This window comes from Veillonella sp. oral taxon 158 (genome assembly GCF_018376515.1).
GTDB classification, from domain to species: domain Bacteria; phylum Bacillota; class Negativicutes; order Veillonellales; family Veillonellaceae; genus Veillonella; species Veillonella rogosae.
In genome coordinates this window covers 1-22,693 of record NZ_JAHABE010000013.1, presented here as the reverse complement: position 1 = coordinate 22,693, position 22,693 = coordinate 1, and the positions used below count along the sequence as shown (strand labels likewise).

The following is a 22,693-nucleotide window of genomic DNA, read 5'->3' as shown; positions in this document are numbered from 1 at the left end:
CATACTAGTCCTTAGCACTGCGGTACATATGAGCAAAGCCTTTGTCGTAAAGCTTAGATAATTCGTATTCACTATCTAATACATGGCTTACTACGATCATAGCTTGGCGCAATACGCCTTCTTTCGCTACAATGTCCGCAATAGTTTCCAATGTGCCGCGGATAATGCGTTGGTCTGGCCAAGACGCTTTTACCACGATAGCCACTGGAGTCGTTTTGTCATAACCGCCCTCGATGAGTTCAGCTACAACCTTATCTAACATTTGAACGCTAAGGAAAATACACATAGTTGCTTCATGAGATGCTAACATGCGCAATTTTTCCTTTGGAGGCATCGGTGTACGGCCTTCCATACGCGTAATAATCACTGTTTGAGATACATTAGGTAGTGTATATTCTTGTTTCAAAGCCGCTGCTGTAGCAAGGAATGAACTTACACCTGGCACGACTTCATAAGAAATACCCATGCCAGCTAGTGCATCCATTTGCTCTTGAATCGCACCGTAAATAGCAGGGTCACCTGTGTGAAGGCGAACTACGCTTTTACCGGCCTCAACAGAAGCTTTCATAACAGCCAACACCTCATCAAGGTTCATAGTAGCACTGTTATGAATTTCACAGCCTGATTTACAAGCCTCTAAAATGGCAGGGTTTACCAAGGAGCCAGCGTAGATAACAACGTCTGCCTCTTGCACTAAACGATACCCTTTGCGAGTAATTAACTCAGGATCTCCAGGGCCTGCGCCTACGATATGTACGTCAACCATATTACTCTCCTTCTGCGATACGCGTTGCAGATACAATGAAAATTGGACTCAATGGGTCTAACAAATGATATGGACCAGCCTTGCGGTAACGGCTGATAGACATTTGGTAACCTTCATAGGTGAAAGGACGACCTTTCAACTCTTTTAAGATTGTATAACCAGTTTCCATCGTTACAGCAGTAACCACTAGACGACCGCCTACTTTTAAAAGACGTTGCGCTTCATCCATGATGCCTGTCATACCACCAGCACTACCGCCGATGATAACCGCATCAAGGTCAGACAATTCTTCCATGCCTTCAGGAGCTTTGGATTTAATCACTGTCATATTATTAACATTGAATTTCTTCATATTTTCATTGATAAGGTCGATGCCTTTATCAAAGCGCTCAATCGCATATACATGCCCTTTAGGAGCTGCCAAGGCTGCTTCAATGGAGATAGAGCCTGTACCAGCACCTACATCAAGAACGATGCTATCCTCCTCGATGCGCGCCTCGTTCATAACGGCTTTGCGAATCTCGCATTTCGTCATCGGCACGTCGCCGCGGATAAATTCTTCATCAGGAATTCCGAAAAAATGTCTCATCCTAGTACCACCATTACAGAATGACCAAAGCCTTCAAGCTCAGTTAATACCTCTAACGTGGAGTCTACAATTTTTTCATCATCATAGCTCAAACGCTCAAGGGCTGCTGCTCTCGTTTCTTTTGGCCAACCTGCATCTATTAAAATACGCGCAATATGCGCTGGATTATATTCAGGATCCGTCAAGAACCCCATCTTTTTACCTGCTTCATATACGAGTTTCTCTGGTGCCGGTTGGCGACCGTGAAAGCTCATTAAATCCGCATCATGCCATACCTCATTGAGGCGTGCAAAGGCAAAGGTCATAGAACTAATGCCGGGCACAACCTCAATAGGGTTAGCAGTAAATTTCTTTTTCAAATACGGCAACAAGCTATAGTAGCCTGTATCACCACTAACCATAACTACAACGTCATGGTCGTTGAGCTCACGCTCAATTTGCTCAGCCAGTAAGCTAAGCTTACCCGTTACAGGATATGTAATTTGGCCAGGCTCTTGAAAGTCCTCTAAAGAACGTTCGCTACCAACCAATACTGTGGCATGTTTAATTAAATTAAGGCCTCTAGGCACCACATAATCAGGATTACCTGGACCAATGCCTACGATATACAAGGTATGTGCCATTGTTCAAGCTCTCCCATCTCTTTTGCACGTTTATCCATAGCCAAAATCTCACCTTTCAAGGTAGTGATGATAATGCCCACCTCTGCTTCGTTAGCGATATATCGCTCACTACGAAGAGATGCGCGGTCTACTATCCGTTGGTAAACACCATTAAGTCCTTCCCTAGCTAAAATAGGGAATGTAGACTCTGTGGTTTGGCAATTAAATAACTCTTCACACACCGCTTGAGACGCTCCTTCTAAAGCAGCGTAGGCCACAATACTTTCCATGCGGCCATCACTCATACGATTGTGTGTGTGGAAGCTACCATTAGCAAGTTTTATTAACTTACCGATATGACCGATAATCAAGATACGCTTAAAGCCAATTTCAACTGCCTTTTCCAGCATAAAGCCGATAAAGTTGCTGGTTTCTGCCATTTGATTCTTATGAATACCCAGCACTTGCTCTGCCAGATCCTGGCCAATACGACCCGGCACAAGAACAGCCGTTTCACAACCATTGGCTTTCATAACTTTTAGCTGAGGTACTAACGAGTTTTTAAACCCTTCTTCACTCATAGGCTTAACGATACCCGTAGTACCGATAATGGAAATACCACCTTCGATACCGAGGGTATGATTTAAGGTTTTCTTAGCTAAGACCATGCCGTTTGGTACGCTCACCGTTACTGTCACGCCTTGACCGCGAATGCAAAGCTCTTCAAAAACGATGTTCATCATCGTACGGGGCCCTGGATTGATAGCCGGTTCTCCAGGCGGCATAGCAAGGCCCGGTTTCGTTACCGTTCCAACGCCAAAGCCCGCTCGGAATCGTAGTTCACCAGTATCATCAAGGGTCACCGTCGTTTCCACATCATTGCCATGGGTTACATCAGGATCGTCGCCGCCGTCTTTCATAACGGTCACCTTAGCTTCTGTATCGGATATAACCTCTACGGCTTTAATAGGCACCTCAATATACTGACCTTGAGGATTTTCAATGACCACTTGGTCCACGATGTTCTTATCTAAGAGGGCCAATAAACCAGCTTTCATACCTGCCGTAGCACATGAACCTGTGGTATAGCCACCCTTCATGTCCTCTACTCTCATAAGGCCTCCTACACCGATAGGGTTAGCGACTCCAATGAATCAAACTAACCCTATCTTATGGACATATGTTATTAGGAACGGAAGTTAACGAATTGCAATTCTACAGGGATATCCAATTGTTTTAACATTTGGATTACTGCTTGCAAATCATCTTTATCCTTACCAGATACACGCACTTGATCCTCTTGGATAGATGCTTGTACCTTAATTTTCATGTTTTTAATTGCTTTTACTACTTCTTTAGCATTTTCTTTTGTAATGCCTTTTTTAATAGTAATGATTTGGCGAACTGTAGCACCAGCAGCTGGTTCAACTTTGCCGTAGTCAAGATTTTTAATCGCTACGTTACGTTTAACCATTTTGCCTTTTAAAACATCGATAATGGCATTCAATTTATATTCATCATCACCGATGATTTTGATAGTGTCACCTTCAAGACTAATTTCCGCTTTAGAACCACGGAAATCATAGCGTGTACCAATCTCTTTTTTCGCTTGGTTTACCGCATTATCTACTTCCTGCATATCCACTTCGGACACAACATCAAAGGAACAATCTTTAGCCATTTTATACCTCCTACACCTGAACCCATTGGGCATGGGGTTCATAGCATTACTTTCATCATCCTCATATTCCAAGTGAAAGTGTAAAAGTACACCAAATTGGAATACATCTCTATAATTATACCTTAAAATAGGCTTATTTTCTAGGTAAATCGATTTTTTTAATTATAACTGTTATTAATCATAAAAGGATTATGTAAGCCATAGACGTGAGATGTAATTAAGATATTTATTTGTACAATATATTCGAAATAAGAAAAGACTGCACTCTTTCAAATGCAGTCTTAAGATTATAATTATAAAATTGTGATTTCATCGTAAGTAGGTTGAACTACTAACTCGCCTTTAGAGTTGATAATCCCCCATTTACCTTTAATTTTTACAGGGCTATAGCCATGAGAGAAGCTACCAGTACCAGAAATATCTTTCATAACTGGAGTTTCTGTCACTGTACCATCAAGCGATAAGATTTTATAATTTCCTTCTTTGTTATATACCCATGTATAGGTATCACCAATGAAGGCTTTTACATTTATAGATTTATCGCCTTTATAGATAACTCGACCAGTTGCCATATCTACTACATAACGATTTGTATCATTAGTAACAGACATTTCATGCTCACCCACAAACTCGATAGTATCGTATTTAAACGGTACCTCTTGTTTACCTGTTTCCATATCAAAAATACCATATTTATTAGTATCTTTATTTTTCAATGTCAACAATACGTTATTCATATCGATAGTGCCTGCTTCATAATTACCAGGTTGAATAACATATTGACCTTGGCGATTCATGAAGCCTAACTTACCTTCATTACGAACCAAAGTGCCATGCTCTTCCATTGGGTATACATAATCGTTCTTGCTATCGATTACAACAGTACCATTACGATCAATATAGCCACGCTTCATTCCATCATCTACAAGACCACCAAGACCCTCAAGATATACGCCACCATGATTATATAAGTAGCCCATGCCTACAAGACCTAGAATACCACCAAGTCCAAAGTGGCTTACTTTACGGCGGAATTCAGCCAAACCATTTTTGTATGGATACACTTCATTAGATGGAGCATTAAACAATACAGTACCTTTACCATCGATAGCAACTACTTTGCCATTAGCTTTTACAAAGGCACGGTCCTCACTAAATTTAGTTTCTACATCAGATAGAGCTTTAAATTGAGGCTGAATTACCACATTGCCATTAGCATCTTTAAAACCTAGTTTACCTTTTTCTGTGAAAGCTACATAAGAATCACTTGGATAGCTTTGACCAACAGTTTTAGGATTAAAATCATTTAACTCTTTAACAGCTGTATTCTTCTCATTAAGGCTGCTATATAAAGCGTCTTGTGCTTCTTTACCAGATTCTAATACAGTACCATCTGCTTTAATGTGAGAAATTTTATTTTTTCCTTCTTCAACAAAGAACGTACCATCCTTCTTACTAGATGCGTCTAAGGATTTATAGGCTGGAGCTAGTACAACTTGACCATTAGTACCTACGATACCCCATTTACCCTTTTCTTTTACAAGACCTAAATATCCTTGTTGTAGTAAAGAATCGTCTTTTAATACCTTCATAGCTTTTTTTACAGCAGCTGGCGGCTCTTTAACAGCACCAGAAATAGGAACAAAGGCATCAAGTCTGCCAATACCAACACCTACGCCTACAGAAGTACTGCTAGAACGACTTGAAGATCTTTCTGTAGTCGTTGTTGTAGATGTAGATACAGTAGAACTATGTTCTTCACGTGTAACTCGAGTACTAGTAGATGTTGGTGTATCTTGATTCATCACTGTTGTACTAGTAGTAGATGTTGTTGTAGATACTGCAAAAGCACTTGTAGACATAGCCGCCAACACACAAGCGACTAATAAGGATTTCTTGTTAAGTTTCATAAACCTCTCCTTTTACAAATTAAACTCAGGTACAAAACAATAATAACTATACCAAAGCCATATATTAAAAATATATAAAATTTATTAACACAAATTATACTATATAGACCTTCAAAAAAACAACAAAGGATGAAAAATTCTTCATTTACCATTTATTTGATATAATAAAAGCTATGAAAACAGCAACGATAATCGACTTGATTGTAGATTCTGATGTACATACACAGTCTATGAATCATATTATAAAACAACAACATATTTCTCAGCGCATGAGGCGGCGTCTACGAAACGAGGGCATTATAACGGTTAATAATGAACCTGCCACATGGAACACTCTAGTTCACGGTGGCGATCATCTTGTCATGAAGTTAACGCCAGAACAGGAATTCAGCCTCAGTCCTATGGATTTAGATATCGTCTATGAAGACGAGCATATCTTGGTCATTAACAAAGCGGCTGGTGTTCTTATGCATCCCACCTCGACCGTGCGAGATCATACCTTAGCAAACGGCGTTCTACATTACTACGAAAAGACAAATCAATATTATGACTTTCATCCGGTCCATCGATTGGATAAGGACACCTCTGGAATTGTTATCATTGCTAAAACCTCTGTAGTACAACATGCGTTTAATAAAAAGCATACACACTTCCATAAATGTTACGATGCCATCGTTGAGGGAAAACTCCCCTCTGTGCCTTTAACCATTAATTGGCCTATAGGTCGTAAGCCAGGCAGCATCATTGAACGCTGTTGTACTAATGAAGGAAAGCCAGCTCGCACCGATATAAGAGTTATTAAGCATACTACAATCAATGGTGAGAATACTATTATTGATAGCAACCCCCTTAGTAATAGTAACCCTATTACTGGTAGTGAAACTATGGTTAATAAGAAATTTAAACAGCACTTCACGCACGTGCAGTGCTTATTACATACAGGGCGCACCCATCAAATTCGAGTTCATCTCTCTCAACTAGGTTATCCCCTTGCAGGCGACGACTTATACGGTGGCCATTTGGATTATATCCAGCGCCAAGCACTACACGCAGCGCGCGTTAGCTTTCACCATCCAATGACAAATGAATGGCTTGAGCTAAGTGCGGCCATGCCAAAGGATATGAAAGATCTATTACAGTAATTTATAAAACAATCAATAAATCACTAAAAATTTACCCACATGGGCCACGTAATAGAGGCAAATTTTATGCATAAGTTATACAAAAAATATTGGCCCTTTATAGTGTTTCTTGATATACTTAATTTGATTGATATATGATTGCAATAACACTAGTATTTCATCTAGTTTTTAGTTGCTCAAAATACTGCAGTCACAGTATTCATAACAGATATGACAGGCCCTAGGGCCAAGGAGGACAACATGCCATTAGTTACTACTACAGAAATGTTTAAAAAAGCCTACGAAGGTGGCTACGCTATCGGCGCTTTCAACGTAAATAACATGGAAATCGTACAAGGTATCGTAGACGCTGCTAAAGAGGAACAATCCCCTCTTATCTTGCAAGTATCTGCAGGGGCTCGTAAATATGCTAAACATATTTACCTTGTTAAACTTGTGGAAGCAGCTCTTGAAGACAGCAATTTGCCAATCGCTCTTCACCTTGATCACGGCGATTCCTTCGAAATTTGTAAAGACTGTGTAGACGGCGGTTTCACTTCCGTAATGATTGACGCTTCTCACCATGATTTTGACGAAAACGTACGCATTACTAAACAAGTTGTTGAATATGCACACGCTCACGGCGTAGTAGTAGAAGCAGAATTGGGTCGTTTGGCTGGTGTTGAAGATGATGTAAACGTATCTGATGCGGATGCACGCTTCACTGATCCAGAACAAGCTGCTGAATTCGTTCACCTTACAGGCGTAGACTCCTTAGCAATCGCTATTGGTACTAGCCATGGCGCTTACAAGTTCAAAGGCGACCCTTACCTCGACTTCGATCGTTTGAAAAAAGTTGGCGAATTGTTGCCTAACTTCCCAATCGTATTACATGGTGCTTCCTCCGTATTGCCTGAGTTCGTAGCTAAATGTAACGAATTCGGTGGCAACATTCCTGGTGCACAAGGTGTTCCTGAAGCAATGCTTCGTCAAGCAGCTCAAATGGCAGTTTGCAAAATTAACATCGATACAGACCTTCGCCTTGCTATGACTGCATCTGTACGTGAATACTTGGCTCAAAACCCATCCGAATTTGACCCTCGTAAATACTTAGGACCTGCTCGTGATGCTATTAAAGGCATGGTAGCACACAAAATCAAAAACGTGTTAGGTTCTTCCAACACTCTATAATCTATGGCTAGCGGATTTTTAAAAGGAACATTAATCCTCACCATAGCCGGCTTCGTAGTGAAAGCCATCGGTAGTATTAACTGGATTCTTCTATCTCGCATCTTAGGTGGTGAAGGTATCGGTATCTATCAGATGGCCTTTCCTATCTATTTGTTACTATTACAAATTTCGAGCGCAGGTGTGCCAATTGCCATCTCTATTTTGACGGCAGAACGATTAGCCTTACACGACTTTGGTGGTGCTAAGAGAGTATTCAATATATCTTTTACAATGTTAACCATTACAGGCTTTATCGCCAGTCTTGCCATGTACTTTGGTGCAGATTGGTTAATCTCTAGTGGCCTCATTGCTGAAAGCCGTGCCTACTACTCTATCATCGCGCTCTCTCCGGCAGTATTCTTTGTAACATGGATTTCCTGCTTCCGTGGGTATATCCAAGGCTATGAAATGATGACGCCAACAGCGGTCAGCCAAATTGTAGAACAACTGTTACGTGTTATTGTCATGCTCGGTGCAGCAGCTATCTTGTTGCCATACGGTTTACCTGAGGCAGCTGGTGGTGCTAGCTTAGGTGCTGGTGTCGGTGCCTTTGGTGCTTTCCTAGTGCTCTTGTACTATTACTACAAATTGCCTAAGGCAAGTAGCACGGGTGAGAGCTACGATGGTCCTCGTGAATCAGCTAAAGAAATTTTGTCACGACTCTTAACATTGTCCATTCCAATTTCCTTAGCAAGTATCATGTTGCCATTAACAGCCAATCTCGATTTGCTCATCGTACCACGTCGCCTCTTAGATGCTGGTTTCCCGATGAATGAAGTAACAGAACTGTTCGGTTACCTTACAGGTATGGCAGTGCCGCTCATCAACTTGGCAACCATTATTACTGCGGCCCTTGCAACAAGCATTGTTCCAGCTATCTCTCATGCCTTTGCAAAACGCGATCATGATGGTATTTATGACCGTACTGCAGGATCTATGCGACTAACATTCATGGCAACTGTACCATTTACAGTGCTATTATATGTACTTGCTGCTCCAACAGTTACCTTGATTTATAATGCACCTAAGGCGGAATTAGCTACGCAAATCACTGCGTTCTCGATCTTCTTCCTCGGGGTACACCAAGTAACAACAGGTATCTTACAAGGTCTCAACAAGCCGCGTATTCCTGTAATTAATATGGGTATTGCTTTAGTTATCAAGGTCATCCTTAACTGGAACTTAACGGCTATCCCATGGCTTGGTATCGGTGGTGCTGCGTGGGCAACCGTTGCTGATATTGGCTTTGCAGCGTTACTCAACTTGATTTACATCAAAAAATACACAGGCTACTTCCTCGATATTTCCCTACTTTGGAAAAACGTGGTTAGCGCCGGTGTTATGGGTATACTCATCTTTATGAGTTACCACTATTTAACAGATATCTTACCTATGTGGGCTAACTTTATACTCACTGGTATCGAAGGCTTATTGCTTTACATTATTATCATGGTTCTTCTAAAAGGCCTTGATAAAAACGACGGTGCTAGCATGCCGCTTATCGGTAGATTCTTTAGATAAGCTGTATATACTTACAAAATGAAATAGGTTCCTAATAGTCACCTATGTGACTATTAGGAACCTATTTTTATGCCGTTATCCCTATCTTCGTAAGGATTTCCATTATTATGGGTATAACTACCACAAATAGTATGGTACTAATCATGACAAGACCTGTAGCAAAAGGCAAATCAGATTTTGCTTCGTTTGCCACAATTGGCAATACTGCAATAACTGGTCCCGCCGATTGTACTACAAATGTAATAATAGCGATTGGCTCTAGTACTATGCCCGCTCCGTATTGTAAGCCCATAATTACGCAAAACATAATGATTGGTGAGATCACAAAACGACCTACAATACCACCAATAGCATCTTTATTGAGGCTCATGCTCTTTAATCCCGCATCATGTAAGACAATACCGATGTAAATCAAAGATAATGGCGTTACCATATCACCTAAATAATTAAGTGTGTTATGTAATATAGGTGCTAATGGAATCTCGAAATACAAGAATATCAACGCTACGATAAAGCCAATAAGTGGTGGTGGTAATAACTTTCTCCAATCAAACTTAGGCTTTTTAGCTGTAGTGGACTGAACTGAGGAGCTATCCCTAACTCGATTACACTCATCATTAGCCAAACCATTTTCCACAGTTGGAAGTGGATCGAGTTCGATTAAAAATACCCCTACGAGCCACACAGATATGGTATTACCAATATAATAGAGCAAGAAATATGGTAACGCTTCAGGTCCAAAGAGTGCAATCTGCACAGGTAAACCTATAAATAAACAGTTATCATTCACCACCATATTGATAAAAATACCGCGCCGCCCTTTAGGCACTTTCAACAATTTCATCATGATAAAAGCAACGATATACGCAATAGCATACGTCAACCCCACTACGAGCAAGCCATATCGCAAGTCCCATAGATCAGACATATGTAAGTGATGTAATACAGAGACAAAGACGCCGGCCGGCAAGATGACGGACATGATAAATCGCGATAAATTGCCACTAAAGGTAGGGTTAAACATGCCCTGCCCTTTTAAGAAATATCCTAACGAAATGAGTAGCACTATCGGTATGATACTCTGTAAGGATGTAAGAAAAACCATAATAAACCTCCCGAACAGTTGATTCGTAGTCTATCATATCACGTTTTTCAGTAAACATATACACAAATAAATAAGATACTATAGTTATGTTGTATTAATATATACATAACTTTTATAATTATATAAATTAGTAGTATGATTTATTAAAAAAATCATCTATACTAAAAGAGCAAATATACAATATAGTCCATACATGAGGTGATAGTATGAAAAAACCATATATCGGTATCTCTGGTAGTATCCTACTTGGCAGCGCTGGTTCTGATGTAGATCTTCCACGCTCCTATGTAAACCTTGATTACACTCGCTCTATTGAAGAAGCTGGTGGCATCCCTATTATTATTCCTTTCACAACAAATCTTGAAATCATTCAAGATACAGTAGCTCATCTCGATGGCCTACTATTATCTGGTGGTCATGATGTGTACCCACTCCACTATGGTGAGGAACCATTACAAAAACTGGGTGAAGTGTGGCCTGAGCGTGATCATTTTGATTTTGCTTTGTTGAAAGCTGCTGAAGAAAGACAAATTCCTATCTTTGGTATTTGTCGCGGCATGCAAGTATTAAATGTATACCGTGGCGGCTCCTTGTATCAAGATTTAAGCTACGACGAAACCTGTACAATAAAACATGCTCAAAATCAAACGCCTGAATTAGGTACGCATACAGTTGATATCGAGTTCGAAACTAATCTTGCTAGCGCAATTGGTCGTTCTACTTGGGTTACAAACTCTCACCACCATCAAAGTGTAAAAACAGTTGGTAAGGGCTTACAAGTTGTAGCTCGCGCTAAAGACGGCACTGTAGAGGGATTAGAAGATTCCTCCTACCCATGGATGGTAGCTACTCAGTTCCACCCTGAAATGATGACACCAAAAGATCAAAGTGCAACACGTTTATTTGATGCATTCATTGCAGCGGCTCAAAAAAACTAAAGAAAATAATAGCAAAGCTCCACACCTTAGGCGTGGAGCTTTTGTTGTGTTATATCTCTTCGTTATAATCCTCAGAAAGGTCTTCTTCAATATAGCCTACATCATCGGAAACTTCGTCTTCATCCCGTGTATCAATATAGATACTGATAAGAGCTAGCGCTCCCTCTTCATTAAGCGTAGCTATGAGACTCATTGGACCATATGTCAAAATGAGTCCATCCTCTTCATCACGGATGATATGAGGCACCGCATCAAAGTGTTGGTTCATAAGCTGATCAAAATAATCCTCTACATCGAGGCCACTTTCAAGGGTTATAGATTCAGCATCGCCCTTTTGGAATACTACACGAGTATCTTCATCGATATATTGATAGAAATCATCGACATCAACATTCGCCGTTTCAAGCCACATACTTAAGGCTGTAAGCCAATCTTTCACAGTCGTTGGCGGCGTAATAAAAGCATACTCACTTTCATCAGCACCAAAGCGAAGATCATCATAGTCAATACTATAATTTTCCTGACTCGAAACGATGCGGTCTACAAGGCCCTCATCGTTGACATCTACGAAAATCATATATACATAATTGTCGCCACTTTCATAAGAAACAGTCAAACCATGACGGTCCTCACGGAATAACGCATCCTCTTCGTACACATCGGCAATGTGCATCACCTTACATGTAACAGGCACATTGTCTGCCTTGATGGACTCAGCCATAGATGACAAGAACTCAATCGTTTCATTGCGATTGCGACCAATAATGCCCCGACCAGTGGACATGTATTCGCAATCCTCGGCTAGAATATTTTCAATGCCGTGAATATCTGCGGATTCGAGAATAGATTTTATCAATAAAAGAGCTTGTATTTCCGTCATACTACTTCTCCAAATTTTTTTTAACTACATCTTCAATATTAGCAAGATCAACATTGCCCTTGAATTTCTCAGGAATAGTAACTAACTTAACATCAGTTAACATATTACGAAGTTGTTCTTTAGTATAAGACATATTTCTATTATAACTCAATATACTAGTTAAGGCTGTTGTTCCGTCTTGAATATAAAATATCATTCTCCCCTCTTTATTAGCTTTCTCTTGTTCCACTAAAATACCTGGTACACCATCATTCCATACAATGCGTTTAGAGAAATGGACATAGCCTTCAGGCGATTGAATTACATTCATAATCACCTCATCCATAAAGCTAGCTACCGCAATAGAATCAGTTCCCCGCTCCTTAGCTATGAAATCTATAAAGATAGTTTGTGTAATACCAGAAGGGCTTTTATAAAATAAACCACTTTTAAAATCTGCTAAAGTGGCACTAACTTTTGCATCATTAAGAATGCGATAAATAAAATTTTCACCGTCTATTTTTGTTGTATGAGAATATACATTGCTATCTGTTAAAGGTTTAATAGATGGTAACACATAATTAACAAGAATAGGACTAACTACCTGTCCCGTTTCCTGTTTAGCTTCAGTTAGACCTACATGATATCGAATCATCGAATCATTCGCAAAGGCAAAATTTAAATTAGAGTAAAATTGAGCTTTATTATTTTTCTTAATTTTGCCATACAAAGAATCCCAATAGCTATCTATTAAACCAGCATATGAAAAACTCGCTCCGTGAATATCTTCTGGCTTATAAAATAGTGATTTAAACTCTTTTATATTTATAGGTCGCTCATAATCTTTACGTAAATCATCTTCCGTAATCGAATCAAAGGACTTACCCATATAATCAGAACTTTGCCAATTTTGTTTATTCTCAACAATTAAACCTATTGTTATATCATTAGAGAAAATATCATAGGCTGTAAATTTATCAGTTATATTATTTTCCTGCACTTTATAATAACTCATATACGGTACAAGAAAACGAATCCCTTTTCCACTATGGTCAATAATCTCTGTTTGTCCCTCATATATATTAAGGGGTCCCACATAGCTTTCTCGAATTGCTAGTTCAGCTTCCTTCTCAGACAATCCATTTTCTATGTACAATTGCTTAGTTTTAGCATACTGTTTGCTCTTTTGAAAGTCTTTCAATGCGCCCTCTTGTATGTTTTTAATTGAGGAATCGCGATGTACATAACTTTCATAAGCATTTGCAGAAATTCTATTATCAGCACCAGGAATATTAACGTCAACAGCTCCTACCAAAGCAGTAACCAAACTGATATATACTGAAAGTGCTATTGTTTTACGAATCATGTATCTCTCCAATTTTAAAACTCTCAACTATAGTATATTAATTGTAACATAGTCTAATTTTTTATGAAATTTTTCTCCTTCTGTCTTATAATAGAGTCGTTAATATATACATTTGGAGGCCTTTATGAAATATACAACTATCGTTTTCGATTGCGACGGCACATTGCTCGATACATCTACAGATTTATTTAATTCCGTGAACTATGTACTGCGTAAACATAATTTTCCTGAAAAATCTTTATCTGAGGTGAAAGCGGCGCTAGGCAACGCAGTAACGTACTTAATGCGTCAATGCTTACCTAGCACAGTAGCAGATCATGAATTAGAACCATATATTGAAGAATTCAAAGCTTACTACGGAGAGCATTTAAAAGATACCACTGCACCCTATGATGGTATTCTAGACATGCTAGACCTATTACGTAAAAAAGGATATAAAATAGCTATTGTGTCCAATAAAATACAAGAAGGTGTTACGCCCCTAAATAAAGAATACTTTGGCAATCGATTGCCCGTTGCTATAGGTGAAAGACCGGGCTTACAACGTAAACCAGCACCCGATATGGTACTCCAAGCATTAAAAGAGTTAAACTCTACGCCAGAAGAATCTATCTATGTTGGCGATTCTGAAGTAGATGTAGCTACGGCAGAAAACTCTGGCTTGCTTTGCATCGGTGTTACATGGGGCTTTAGAGAGGAAGCCTTACTTCATGAGCTCGGTGTTAAATACATCGCCCGTAAAGCAGAAGATATCATTACCATCATTGAAGAACTAAATAAATAATAATTTTAACTAATTCTTGTGAAATAATTACTATCGCTCCTTATCACTGTACCAATATATCGATATATTAATAAATCAAAATATAGTTATCACTTTATTTTGTACTCAGCACTATAACAAATTCATATAAATTAAAGCATTTATAACGTAAAACCGTAATAATATGGGAATTAATTTATGTCATTCCCTATTTATCGGGATTTTTCTTTTATTTTCTCTAATTTATTTCAACTTTCATATTATACTTTTTACGCATAGATACCATTTCTAATCTATTGCCTTAAAAATGTGATATATGTTACATTTATGAGGCAGTACTTTCACATAGGTTATCTGTCAATTCAGTACACATAGTATTGATCGGAGATGGCAGTACATATACCCGTGAAGATTTGGCTGTATAGTTGTAGTTAGTTAATGGAGAAATGTGAAACAAATGGAAAACGAAGTAAGAAAAGTTGAAATGAGCGAAAATGTAGCTGATCCTACCGGTCTTGGTCTACTTGGTCTCGCTGTAGTATGTTTTGTAGTATCTACGTCCCGCGTAGGCTGGTCTGGTCCAACAACATCTGTTATTATCCCTTGGGCAGTTTTATTAGGTTCTATTGCCCAATTAATGGCAAGTTATTTTGATTTCAAGAAAAACAATCCATTCGGCTCTGTTGTATTCGGTGCTTACGGTTTGTTCTGGTCCGCTATGGCTGGCGTTTGGTTGATCCAAATGGGCTCCTTCGGTCCTGAAATTCAAAAAGGTTTTGATGTAACACAATTGGCATTCGCTTTTGTAGGCTTCTTAATCTTCTCTATCTTTGGTACAATTGCATCTTTGAAAACAAACAAAGTTGTATTCGCTATCATGTTCTTAATCTGCTTCCTATTCTTTGGTCTTGCAACAGACCTATTCTTAGGCGGCAAAACAGGCTTCTTCGCTCTTGCAGCATGGTCTGAATTATTTATTTCCCTATTGGGCTTCTACGGTTCTGGTGCTGTACTTGTAAACAAAGTATTCGGCAAAACTGTATTCCCTATGGGTAAAAGCATTCTGTAATAGTTTAACAACTATACAAATTACTTGCACGATAAAAGAGGTTCCAATTGATCACCTAGGTGACTATTAGGGACCTCTAATTTATTTACTTTTACGTTCCACATAGCTATATTGAAATTGAAGCCTATAAATAGCTCCATTCTTAGCTAACTTTATAGAAATTGGCAGTAAGATTTTCATCAATTGAATCATTAGTATGATATAATATTAGATTATTAAGTTATATATTTGAAAGGCGGAAAATATAATGCAACAATCATGGAAAATTGCATTTGCCTACATAGGTGTTATTGTAGGTGCAGGACTCTCGAGTGGACAAGATCTTCTACAATATTTTATAAGTTTTGGCCAAATAGGTCTTATTGGTGTTCTATTACTAGGTCTATTAAATGCCGCATTTGGTAAAATCATGCTTTCTTTGGGGAGCTACTATCGTGCAGACAATCATGAAGAAGTTTTTACACAGATTTCCCATCCTATTATTACAAAAATACTTGATTTTGTACTAATCGCTGGTAGTTTTATTATGGGCTTCGTTATGATAGCCGGTGCAGGATCAAACTTAGAACAACAATTTGGACTTCCTTTTTGGGTTGGCGGATTAATTTGCTCACTTTTAATCATAACCGTATCATTTATGGACTTTGATAAAATTACCAGTGTTCTAGGTGTTTTTACACCTATTATGATTGTAATGATATTCATCATTACAGGTTACTCTTTTATTGGTAAAAGTCATGATTGGGCTGCGTTAGATACTATAGCCCACACAATCAAACCAGCCACAAGCAATGTATGGTTTTCTGTCATTAATTATTATTCTCTATGTGCTATGACAGCTGTTTCTATGGCCTTTATTTTAGGTGGTTCTGTTGTTCGTATTGGTATTGCTGAAAAAGGTGGCACTCGTGGCGGCCTATTAGTCGGATTAGTTGTTTTTATAGCAGCTATCTCTATTTATGCAAATCTAGATACAGTAAAAGATGCAGATTTGCCGATTCTTGCTATTGCCAATCAAATTCATCCTTGGCTAGCATATATATATGCAATCACAGTCTTTTCACTTATTTTTAATACAGCATTCTCTCTTTTTTATTCTATTGCTAGACGTTTTGCCAACGGCAGTACAAAAAGAATGAGAATTGTTATTATTTCTGTAGTAATCATAGGATATATATGTAGTTTCTTTGGTTTTAAAGATTTGATTAGTATCCTCTACCCAATTCTCGGTTATATGGGACTATTACTCCTAATTATTCTTATTTATGGCTGGCTCCGTGATCGTAAAGATATCATTATGGAAAAACTCTTCCGAAGAAAGATGCTCCATTTATCACTAAAAAAACATAGCCCTCACAAAAATCTTTCAGAAAAAGAACGTGAACTATTCCATACATTAGGTGATATTAGTCAAGCAGATACAAAAGCTCTTAAAGAAGATATTCATAATGAAGCAAAAGAAATACTTTCAAATACAGAAACGGTTCAAGAGTTAAAAGACTATGTGGAAGAGCATCTCTTAGTAGACGAAGAAGTTATACATCAAAATATCAATATTCTACAAGAACAACAGGAAGAATCAAAATCAACTGAATCTTCTAAAGGTAGACCTATCAAAAAGTCTAATATAAATAACAATGAAGTAAAATGAATAACGAGGAAATAATGACCAGTGTAGAATTAGAAATTATATTAAAAGCTGGGAAAATACTTCTTAGTAGTGGTGCTGAAATCAGTCGTACAGAGGATACTATGAACTACATAGCACGAGCTATGAATTTTAAAGATTTAGAAGCCTACGTATCCAATAGAGGTATTTTTGCAACTGCTAAGAAAGCTGATGGAACTGAAATTACTCGTATTTGTAACGTTCCTGAAGTCGATATTAACCTCAGTAAAATTGAATCTGTTAATGCTCTCTCCCGACGTGTCACACAAAAAAATATTACTATTGAGGAGATTGAAAGTGAACTTAATCAAATTGATACCATGTCAGACTATTCTTTTTTTTGGAGATTAGTAGCTTATACGTTAGGAGCTTCGGGCTTTAGCTATGCAATTGGTAGTTCTATAACAGACTCTATAATTGCCGGTATTATAGGCTTAATATTAGGCATCTATATGTGCACGATTAAAAGAATACTTAACTCAGATGTATTAATCACCATTTTAGGTAGTATTCTAATAGCCTTATTGGGTAATCTCTTTATCCACTTTGAATTAGGCTCCAACCTATCAGTTATATTACTAGGAGCCATGATTGACATTGTTCCCGGAGTTCCTTTCGTCAATGCGATTAGAGAGTATAGCCAGAATAACTATAATACAGGAATAACCCTTATGATGGGTGCGTTACTTACCTGTATTTCCATGGCTGTAGGGGTCGCAGTAGTACAATCACTACTCTTCAACATACAAATGATTCCTCTTTATACCTCTAATTTAGATACTAATTCCTTAACCTCTATGTTTATGCGTAGTATAATGGCGGGTATTGGTACTACAGCATTTGCAATCTTATTCCGTGTAGCTAAACAACATTTTATCGATTGTACAATATTAGGATTCATCTCATGGTTCTTGTTCTTAACATTATCTTCACTACAGTCTAATGTTATGCTCTCCATATTCATCAGTGGTTTTATCATTGCCATTTCTTCAAGAGTACTGGCAGTTAAACGAAAATGCCCTGCTATAGTCTTCCTAATGACTAGCTTATTCCCTTTACTACCAGGGCTCAGCTTTTATCGATCCATTTATTATATGCTAATGGGACAAGAAACTATTGCCATTAGCTTTGCAAAAGAATCCTTTTTGATAGCTTTTACAATTGCTATATCTATCGCAATTGTAAAACATATAAAACCACTACGAATTCCCAAAAAACACTTATAAATAATATAACCTTATAACAAATTCATATAAATTACTTGCACAACAAAAGAGGTTCCTATAAGTCACTACTGTGACCATTAGGAACCTCTTTTATTTATAACTATATTGTGCTAATTAGATATCACTTATTTATAACTGAACTGCGCATCCATAATTATTTGACGCAACTGCTCAATGCGAATACCTTCAGGTAGCTTGTCTCTATAAAACTGCAAATTATAATAGTAACGAGTATCTTCATAATCTGTAACTAATACCATATCCGTCCTATTATGTAATGGCCAGCCATACATAAATTCGGCTAGCAAACTACGCACACCATCATTATTGACCTCTATTACATCATGCTTAATAGGCAATACCATCTTTACGGTAGGTTCAGGAACCGTTCTATCTTTAATTATCTGCTTAACCTCTTTATCTAAGGATGCGCTACCATTATCAATAGATCTAGCCTTTACATGCATAAATACCCCATCAGAGGTTCTAAACACCCTACCATCGATGTCCTTTGTTTCACCCTGCGTTTCGATAGCATTCTTTAATACTCGGAATTGATACGGTCCATAAAACTTTATATCTGTAATAGCATCTAATGCCGCATCATATTGACCATTATGTACATTCGTAACATGCATAACAGGTTTTATATCGCTAGCTTGTGAAAGCATCGGTAAAGCTAAACACAAGCCCAGACTAAGTAGTGTAATATAACGCTTCATACAAATATCCCTCATTGAACTCTAATATTAACTGTATTGTAACATGATTTATTTATTTTAATGAATCTAATCATTATAAAAAAGGAACCTAAAAGCTCATTTCTCTTAGGCTCCTCTTCATATATTACCCATTTTCTACAATATTAAATATATCAATAGAATCAGAGTTTTTATTATATTGTTTAGATATAGTTACATCAATTAACATTTCACGTAGCTGTTGCTTTGTGAGATTTCCATCTAGTTTTTTATAGTGAATAGTATTAACAAACCTATCCTTTCCATTTTGTGTTATAAATTGCATTACACCACTACCATCAAAATTCTCCTGTTCTAGAAAAATACCTGGAGTATCATCATTCCAAACTAAATTATAATCATATTTTTTAATAAGATTCGATTTTACTGCACTCTCTCGCCCCAAAGAAAGTATATCATGAACATAGCCATATGGGTCTTCATTGTTACTTTCTAATTTTCTAACATAATCTACATATTGAAAAATCACATCGTTATAATTATAAGATTTAATATGACGACCATTAAATTCTCTATATCCAACTGAACTATTATTTAACACCCTATAAGTAAATATACTATTATCTTTTGATCCTATCTGTTTAGAATATCCATTCATATTAGCTAATGGTTTGATAGATGGTAACATATAATTAACCAATAAACTATTAGCTTTATCAATAGAAGGGTTATTATCTGCTTTTGGTTCTATAATAAAGCCAATATGGTATTGAACATTTGGCTCGTTTTCAAGAGAAAAATTAACTGAATTTCCCCAGAACACATCTTTTTCTTTTATATCATTAAATTCAGATATTTCCCAGTAGGAGTCTCTCAAACCTGAATATGTGAAAGGGCCACCTTTTAAAGAATCTTCAACTAAGCGTACATCAGATTTATTAGCTTGTTGAATTGCACGTTTAATGGCTTTTCTAATGTCAGAGACAGTTATAAACTCAGCTGGTTTTCCCATATAATCTCGACTTTTTTCATATGGATAATCTTCAATTTCTACAACTAATGGTATATATCTAGTATCCCAAGAATATATAATAGAATCATATGGATTATTAATTTTAGCTTTATAATCTAATACCAATGGCACTGTAAATCGTATCCCACCATCCTTAGAATGTAAAATTACATCAGTTTTTCCTTCAACTACACCTTGTAACCTTAGAGCATGATCTTCTATTACCTTTTGTAATTGTTGGTCAGATATAGAATGTTCTTTTCTAAAATCTACCATTCGTGGGTCATCTTTAATAGTCCGATAAGATTCACTTACCATTTTATGCTTATCCATTTGTATATACTTATCGGTATATACATAACTTTGATACGCATCATGTGGAATACTTGGATCTGCCCCTGATATATTCACATCAATAGCGAAACTAGAACCAGAAACAACGCCTACTACAATTGCACTTAATAATAATCGTTTTAACATATACTTCTCTCCACAAAATAATGATATTAACTGTATTGTAACATAGTTAATATATTTTTATGAAAATAATTACCAAATGAAAGAGGTTCCTATTGGTCACCCAGGTGACTATTAGGAACCTCTAATCTATTTACTTTTATTATGGACAGCACTATATTGAACTTGAGGCCTCTAAATGGGTCCAGCCTTTGCTAATCAACTCGAGGATTGGCGGTGATCAATATGAGTACATTCAAAGTGTTATCGTTGATGATTTCCTTTGGCATACTTGTGGCGACCATTATCATGGCAGCAAAGTGATTGACCTCTAGCTGAAAGCTAGCTTTCTAATTGGGGCATGAAAAAAGGCCCGACATAGAAGTCAGACCGTTTCTTCAATTTTAAAACTTTAGAAGCGAAGTCTGGCGACCAAACCATTTATGCCTCACTTTGATATAAATTATATCATATCTAAACAGGGAAAGGAATCCAAGGATTCCTTTCCCTGTTATCATTCTACGCCGATTAGGCATATATATTCTCATTAGACTCTTCTATTTTATTATAAATAATCCACTTCACCCTTATAAGTATTTCCTAAATTTGTAATTTTAGCATCGGAAATAATGGTATGAAGTAAACCAATATTATAATCACTTGTAGCACGGTTATAATCAATTGTATGAATATACAGATTATGAGCATCTTGAGTACTAAAATATAATTCACCAGTACCATCTTCATACTCAAACACTGTGAGCACACCAGGAGCGCCATCATTCCATATATACTTATGGCTGCCATGACGCATATTGGGCTTCAGTCTTAACTGTGCTTGTGTAATCCTTAGAATATCTGCCATATTAGCCCAAACCGGACCTTTATGTTCGTATGGGTGCACGCTAATAGTCTGTGTAATACCACCTGATGTTTTATACACCTTTATATTATCCGAACCAGTGCTCTCCTCTACCGCATTATTCAAAACCCTATACGAATAGTCATTATAACTTTCAAAATGACTAGACTCATTTAAACGAGCTAATGGAGAAATGGTTGGCACAAGATAATTGGCTATAATATCCTCAATGCCTCGCTTACCAATTCCCCGTTCACCATCTTCTCTAACCAATAAAGTAATAACATATTGTGTATTAGGTTCGTTCGGCAAAGCAAAAGAAATGTCATTGGCCACAAAACTAGGTGTCTCCTTTGTTTTCATAGTACTCCAACGTCCATTTATAATATTGTCTCTTTTGAAAGTACTACCATCAATACTGGATACATCATATTGATCTTGCTGTATATTTGTCCATTTTTCTTTCAACTCAGAGCGTACATCATTTTGCGTCAATGTATTATAAGGCTTGCCCAAATACTGTGCACTTTCTTCATAGGGACGAGATTCCATAGATAAACTTGTATAAATAAAAGGATGGTTAAATCTATAGAGAGAGCCATCAGTCCCAGCTATACCAGGAAGTGGAACCATTTGCGTGCCACCTCTAAAAGCTGTAAATGGCAACGTATAAGACAGCCCCCCTTCTGCAGTATGCATATGTACCTCTGTTACAGCATTATATTGAGCCCTCGATATAGAATAATTTAGATTTCTACGTTGGTCAGCAGTCATTTCATTAAGACGAAAGAGTATCTCCGCTTCTTCACGATCACCACCAGCACTTATAGCCTTATAGATTCTTTCGTTAAGAATCTTATCCATTAAATCATTCTTATACATTTCATTGCCCACAACTTTCGGATTATAGCCTGGTAACTCTTGGGAATTACCACACCCACTCAAACACAGGACAGTAATTAAAATGCCCAATAACAAAGATTTCCTAAACATAATTTCTCCTCAATAAGCACTAACTATATTTTGTATATTGTAACATACTCATATAGTAATAAAATAATAACAAAAAAGGTTCCTATTAGTCACCTAGGTGACTATTAGGAACCTCTAATCTATTTACTTTTATAATTAACGGCACTATATTGAAATTGAGGCCTCTAAATGGGTCCAGCCTTTGCTAATCTTCTAGAGATTGGCGGTGATCAATATGAGTACATTCAAAGTGTTATCGTTGATGATTTCCTTTG

General features: G+C 37.5%; 20 protein-coding genes. 8 read left to right on the top strand and 12 right to left on the bottom strand.

Annotated elements, in window-relative coordinates; translation table 11 throughout:
* Window positions 1-4 precede the first annotated feature (4 nt).
* The 6 genes from cobM to KH364_RS07935 form a co-directional block, all read right to left on the bottom strand.
* Entirely contained in the window at window positions 5-766 is a 762-nt protein-coding gene (cobM, locus tag KH364_RS07960) for a precorrin-4 C(11)-methyltransferase (protein ID WP_273299253.1), read from the bottom strand.
* A 1-nt stretch (window position 767) separates the two neighbouring features.
* Window positions 768-1,355 (bottom strand): precorrin-6Y C5,15-methyltransferase (decarboxylating) subunit CbiT, encoded by a 588-nt coding sequence (gene cbiT / locus KH364_RS07955; RefSeq protein WP_273299251.1) that lies wholly within the window; start codon window positions 1,353-1,355, stop codon window positions 768-770.
* The gene (gene cbiE, locus KH364_RS07950; protein WP_009351756.1) at window positions 1,352-1,978 is read right to left on the bottom strand and encodes a precorrin-6y C5,15-methyltransferase (decarboxylating) subunit CbiE; all 627 of its coding nucleotides are present in this window, start codon (window positions 1,976-1,978) and stop codon (window positions 1,352-1,354) included. Before cbiE ends, cbiT begins: the two co-directional genes overlap by 4 nt.
* On the bottom strand, window positions 1,954-3,072 hold the full coding sequence (gene cbiD / locus KH364_RS07945; protein ID WP_273299249.1) for a cobalt-precorrin-5B (C(1))-methyltransferase CbiD: 1,119 nt from the start codon (window positions 3,070-3,072) through the stop codon (window positions 1,954-1,956). The genes cbiE and cbiD overlap by 25 nt, the downstream gene beginning before the upstream one ends.
* A 71-nt stretch (window positions 3,073-3,143) precedes the next feature.
* Window positions 3,144-3,638 carry a YajQ family cyclic di-GMP-binding protein gene (locus KH364_RS07940; RefSeq protein ID WP_004696277.1) on the bottom strand — a complete coding sequence of 165 codons (495 nt, stop codon included), beginning with the start codon at window positions 3,636-3,638 and terminating at the stop codon, window positions 3,144-3,146.
* A 293-nt stretch (window positions 3,639-3,931) separates the two neighbouring features.
* Window positions 3,932-5,548, bottom strand: a complete 1,617-nt coding sequence (locus KH364_RS07935) for a WG repeat-containing protein (RefSeq protein ID WP_273299248.1) — start codon at window positions 5,546-5,548, stop codon at window positions 3,932-3,934.
* A 173-nt stretch (window positions 5,549-5,721) separates the two neighbouring features.
* Between KH364_RS07935 and KH364_RS07930 the strand changes: the two genes are divergently transcribed.
* The 3 genes from KH364_RS07930 (at window position 5,722) to KH364_RS07920 (ending at window position 9,420) form a co-directional block, all read left to right on the top strand.
* Window positions 5,722-6,690: an RluA family pseudouridine synthase gene (locus KH364_RS07930; protein ID WP_273299246.1), complete on the top strand. Its 969-nt coding sequence runs from the start codon at window positions 5,722-5,724 to the stop codon at window positions 6,688-6,690.
* A 240-nt stretch (window positions 6,691-6,930) separates the two neighbouring features.
* Complete coding sequence (fba, locus tag KH364_RS07925; protein ID WP_265138839.1) at window positions 6,931-7,860, top strand: class II fructose-1,6-bisphosphate aldolase; 930 nt, start codon at window positions 6,931-6,933, stop codon at window positions 7,858-7,860.
* A 3-nt stretch (window positions 7,861-7,863) separates the two neighbouring features.
* Window positions 7,864-9,420: a polysaccharide biosynthesis protein gene (locus tag KH364_RS07920; RefSeq protein ID WP_273299245.1), complete on the top strand. Its 1,557-nt coding sequence runs from the start codon at window positions 7,864-7,866 to the stop codon at window positions 9,418-9,420.
* Window positions 9,421-9,487: 67 nt separating this feature from the next.
* Here KH364_RS07920 and KH364_RS07915 read toward each other — a convergent pair whose 3' ends face one another.
* Window positions 9,488-10,525 (bottom strand): AEC family transporter, encoded by a 1,038-nt coding sequence (locus tag KH364_RS07915; protein ID WP_273299244.1) that lies wholly within the window; start codon window positions 10,523-10,525, stop codon window positions 9,488-9,490.
* A gap of 206 nt (window positions 10,526-10,731) precedes the next feature.
* On the opposite strand from KH364_RS07915, the gene KH364_RS07910 reads away from it, so the two are divergent.
* Window positions 10,732-11,463: a gamma-glutamyl-gamma-aminobutyrate hydrolase family protein gene (locus tag KH364_RS07910; RefSeq protein ID WP_009351763.1), complete on the top strand. Its 732-nt coding sequence runs from the start codon at window positions 10,732-10,734 to the stop codon at window positions 11,461-11,463.
* Window positions 11,464-11,512: 49 nt separating this feature from the next.
* On the opposite strand, the gene KH364_RS07905 is transcribed toward KH364_RS07910, so the two are convergent.
* Together KH364_RS07905 and KH364_RS07900 are read right to left on the bottom strand one after the other, a co-directional pair.
* Window positions 11,513-12,343, bottom strand: coding sequence for a hypothetical protein (locus KH364_RS07905; protein ID WP_273299242.1), 831 nt, complete (start codon window positions 12,341-12,343; stop codon window positions 11,513-11,515).
* A 1-nt stretch (window position 12,344) separates the two neighbouring features.
* Window positions 12,345-13,688 carry a hypothetical protein gene (locus KH364_RS07900; RefSeq protein WP_273299240.1) on the bottom strand — a complete coding sequence of 448 codons (1,344 nt, stop codon included), beginning with the start codon at window positions 13,686-13,688 and terminating at the stop codon, window positions 12,345-12,347.
* A 124-nt stretch (window positions 13,689-13,812) separates the two neighbouring features.
* Between KH364_RS07900 and KH364_RS07895 the strand changes: the two genes are divergently transcribed.
* The 4 genes from KH364_RS07895 (at window position 13,813) to KH364_RS07880 (ending at window position 18,415) form a co-directional block, all read left to right on the top strand.
* Window positions 13,813-14,472, top strand: coding sequence for an HAD family hydrolase (locus tag KH364_RS07895; RefSeq protein ID WP_273299239.1), 660 nt, complete (start codon window positions 13,813-13,815; stop codon window positions 14,470-14,472).
* A 436-nt stretch (window positions 14,473-14,908) separates the two neighbouring features.
* A complete protein-coding gene (locus KH364_RS07890; RefSeq protein WP_273299280.1) occupies window positions 14,909-15,520 on the top strand; it encodes an acetate uptake transporter in 612 nt (203 codons plus the stop codon).
* A 247-nt stretch (window positions 15,521-15,767) separates the two neighbouring features.
* Complete coding sequence (locus KH364_RS07885; RefSeq protein ID WP_273299238.1) at window positions 15,768-17,171, top strand: hypothetical protein; 1,404 nt, start codon at window positions 15,768-15,770, stop codon at window positions 17,169-17,171.
* A 14-nt stretch (window positions 17,172-17,185) separates the two neighbouring features.
* A complete protein-coding gene (locus tag KH364_RS07880) occupies window positions 17,186-18,415 on the top strand; it encodes a threonine/serine exporter family protein (protein ID WP_273299237.1) in 1,230 nt (409 codons plus the stop codon).
* A gap of 125 nt (window positions 18,416-18,540) precedes the next feature.
* Here the strand turns inward: KH364_RS07880 and KH364_RS07875 are convergent, their stop codons facing one another.
* From KH364_RS07875 to KH364_RS07865, 3 genes are all read right to left on the bottom strand, one after another.
* Window positions 18,541-19,137, bottom strand: coding sequence for a hypothetical protein (locus KH364_RS07875; RefSeq protein WP_273299235.1), 597 nt, complete (start codon window positions 19,135-19,137; stop codon window positions 18,541-18,543).
* Between the two features lie 124 nt (window positions 19,138-19,261).
* Window positions 19,262-20,608, bottom strand: coding sequence for a hypothetical protein (locus KH364_RS07870; protein ID WP_265138823.1), 1,347 nt, complete (start codon window positions 20,606-20,608; stop codon window positions 19,262-19,264).
* A 541-nt stretch (window positions 20,609-21,149) separates the two neighbouring features.
* Window positions 21,150-22,439 carry a hypothetical protein gene (locus KH364_RS07865; protein WP_273299234.1) on the bottom strand — a complete coding sequence of 430 codons (1,290 nt, stop codon included), beginning with the start codon at window positions 22,437-22,439 and terminating at the stop codon, window positions 21,150-21,152.
* Between the last annotated feature and the right edge of the window lie 254 nt (window positions 22,440-22,693).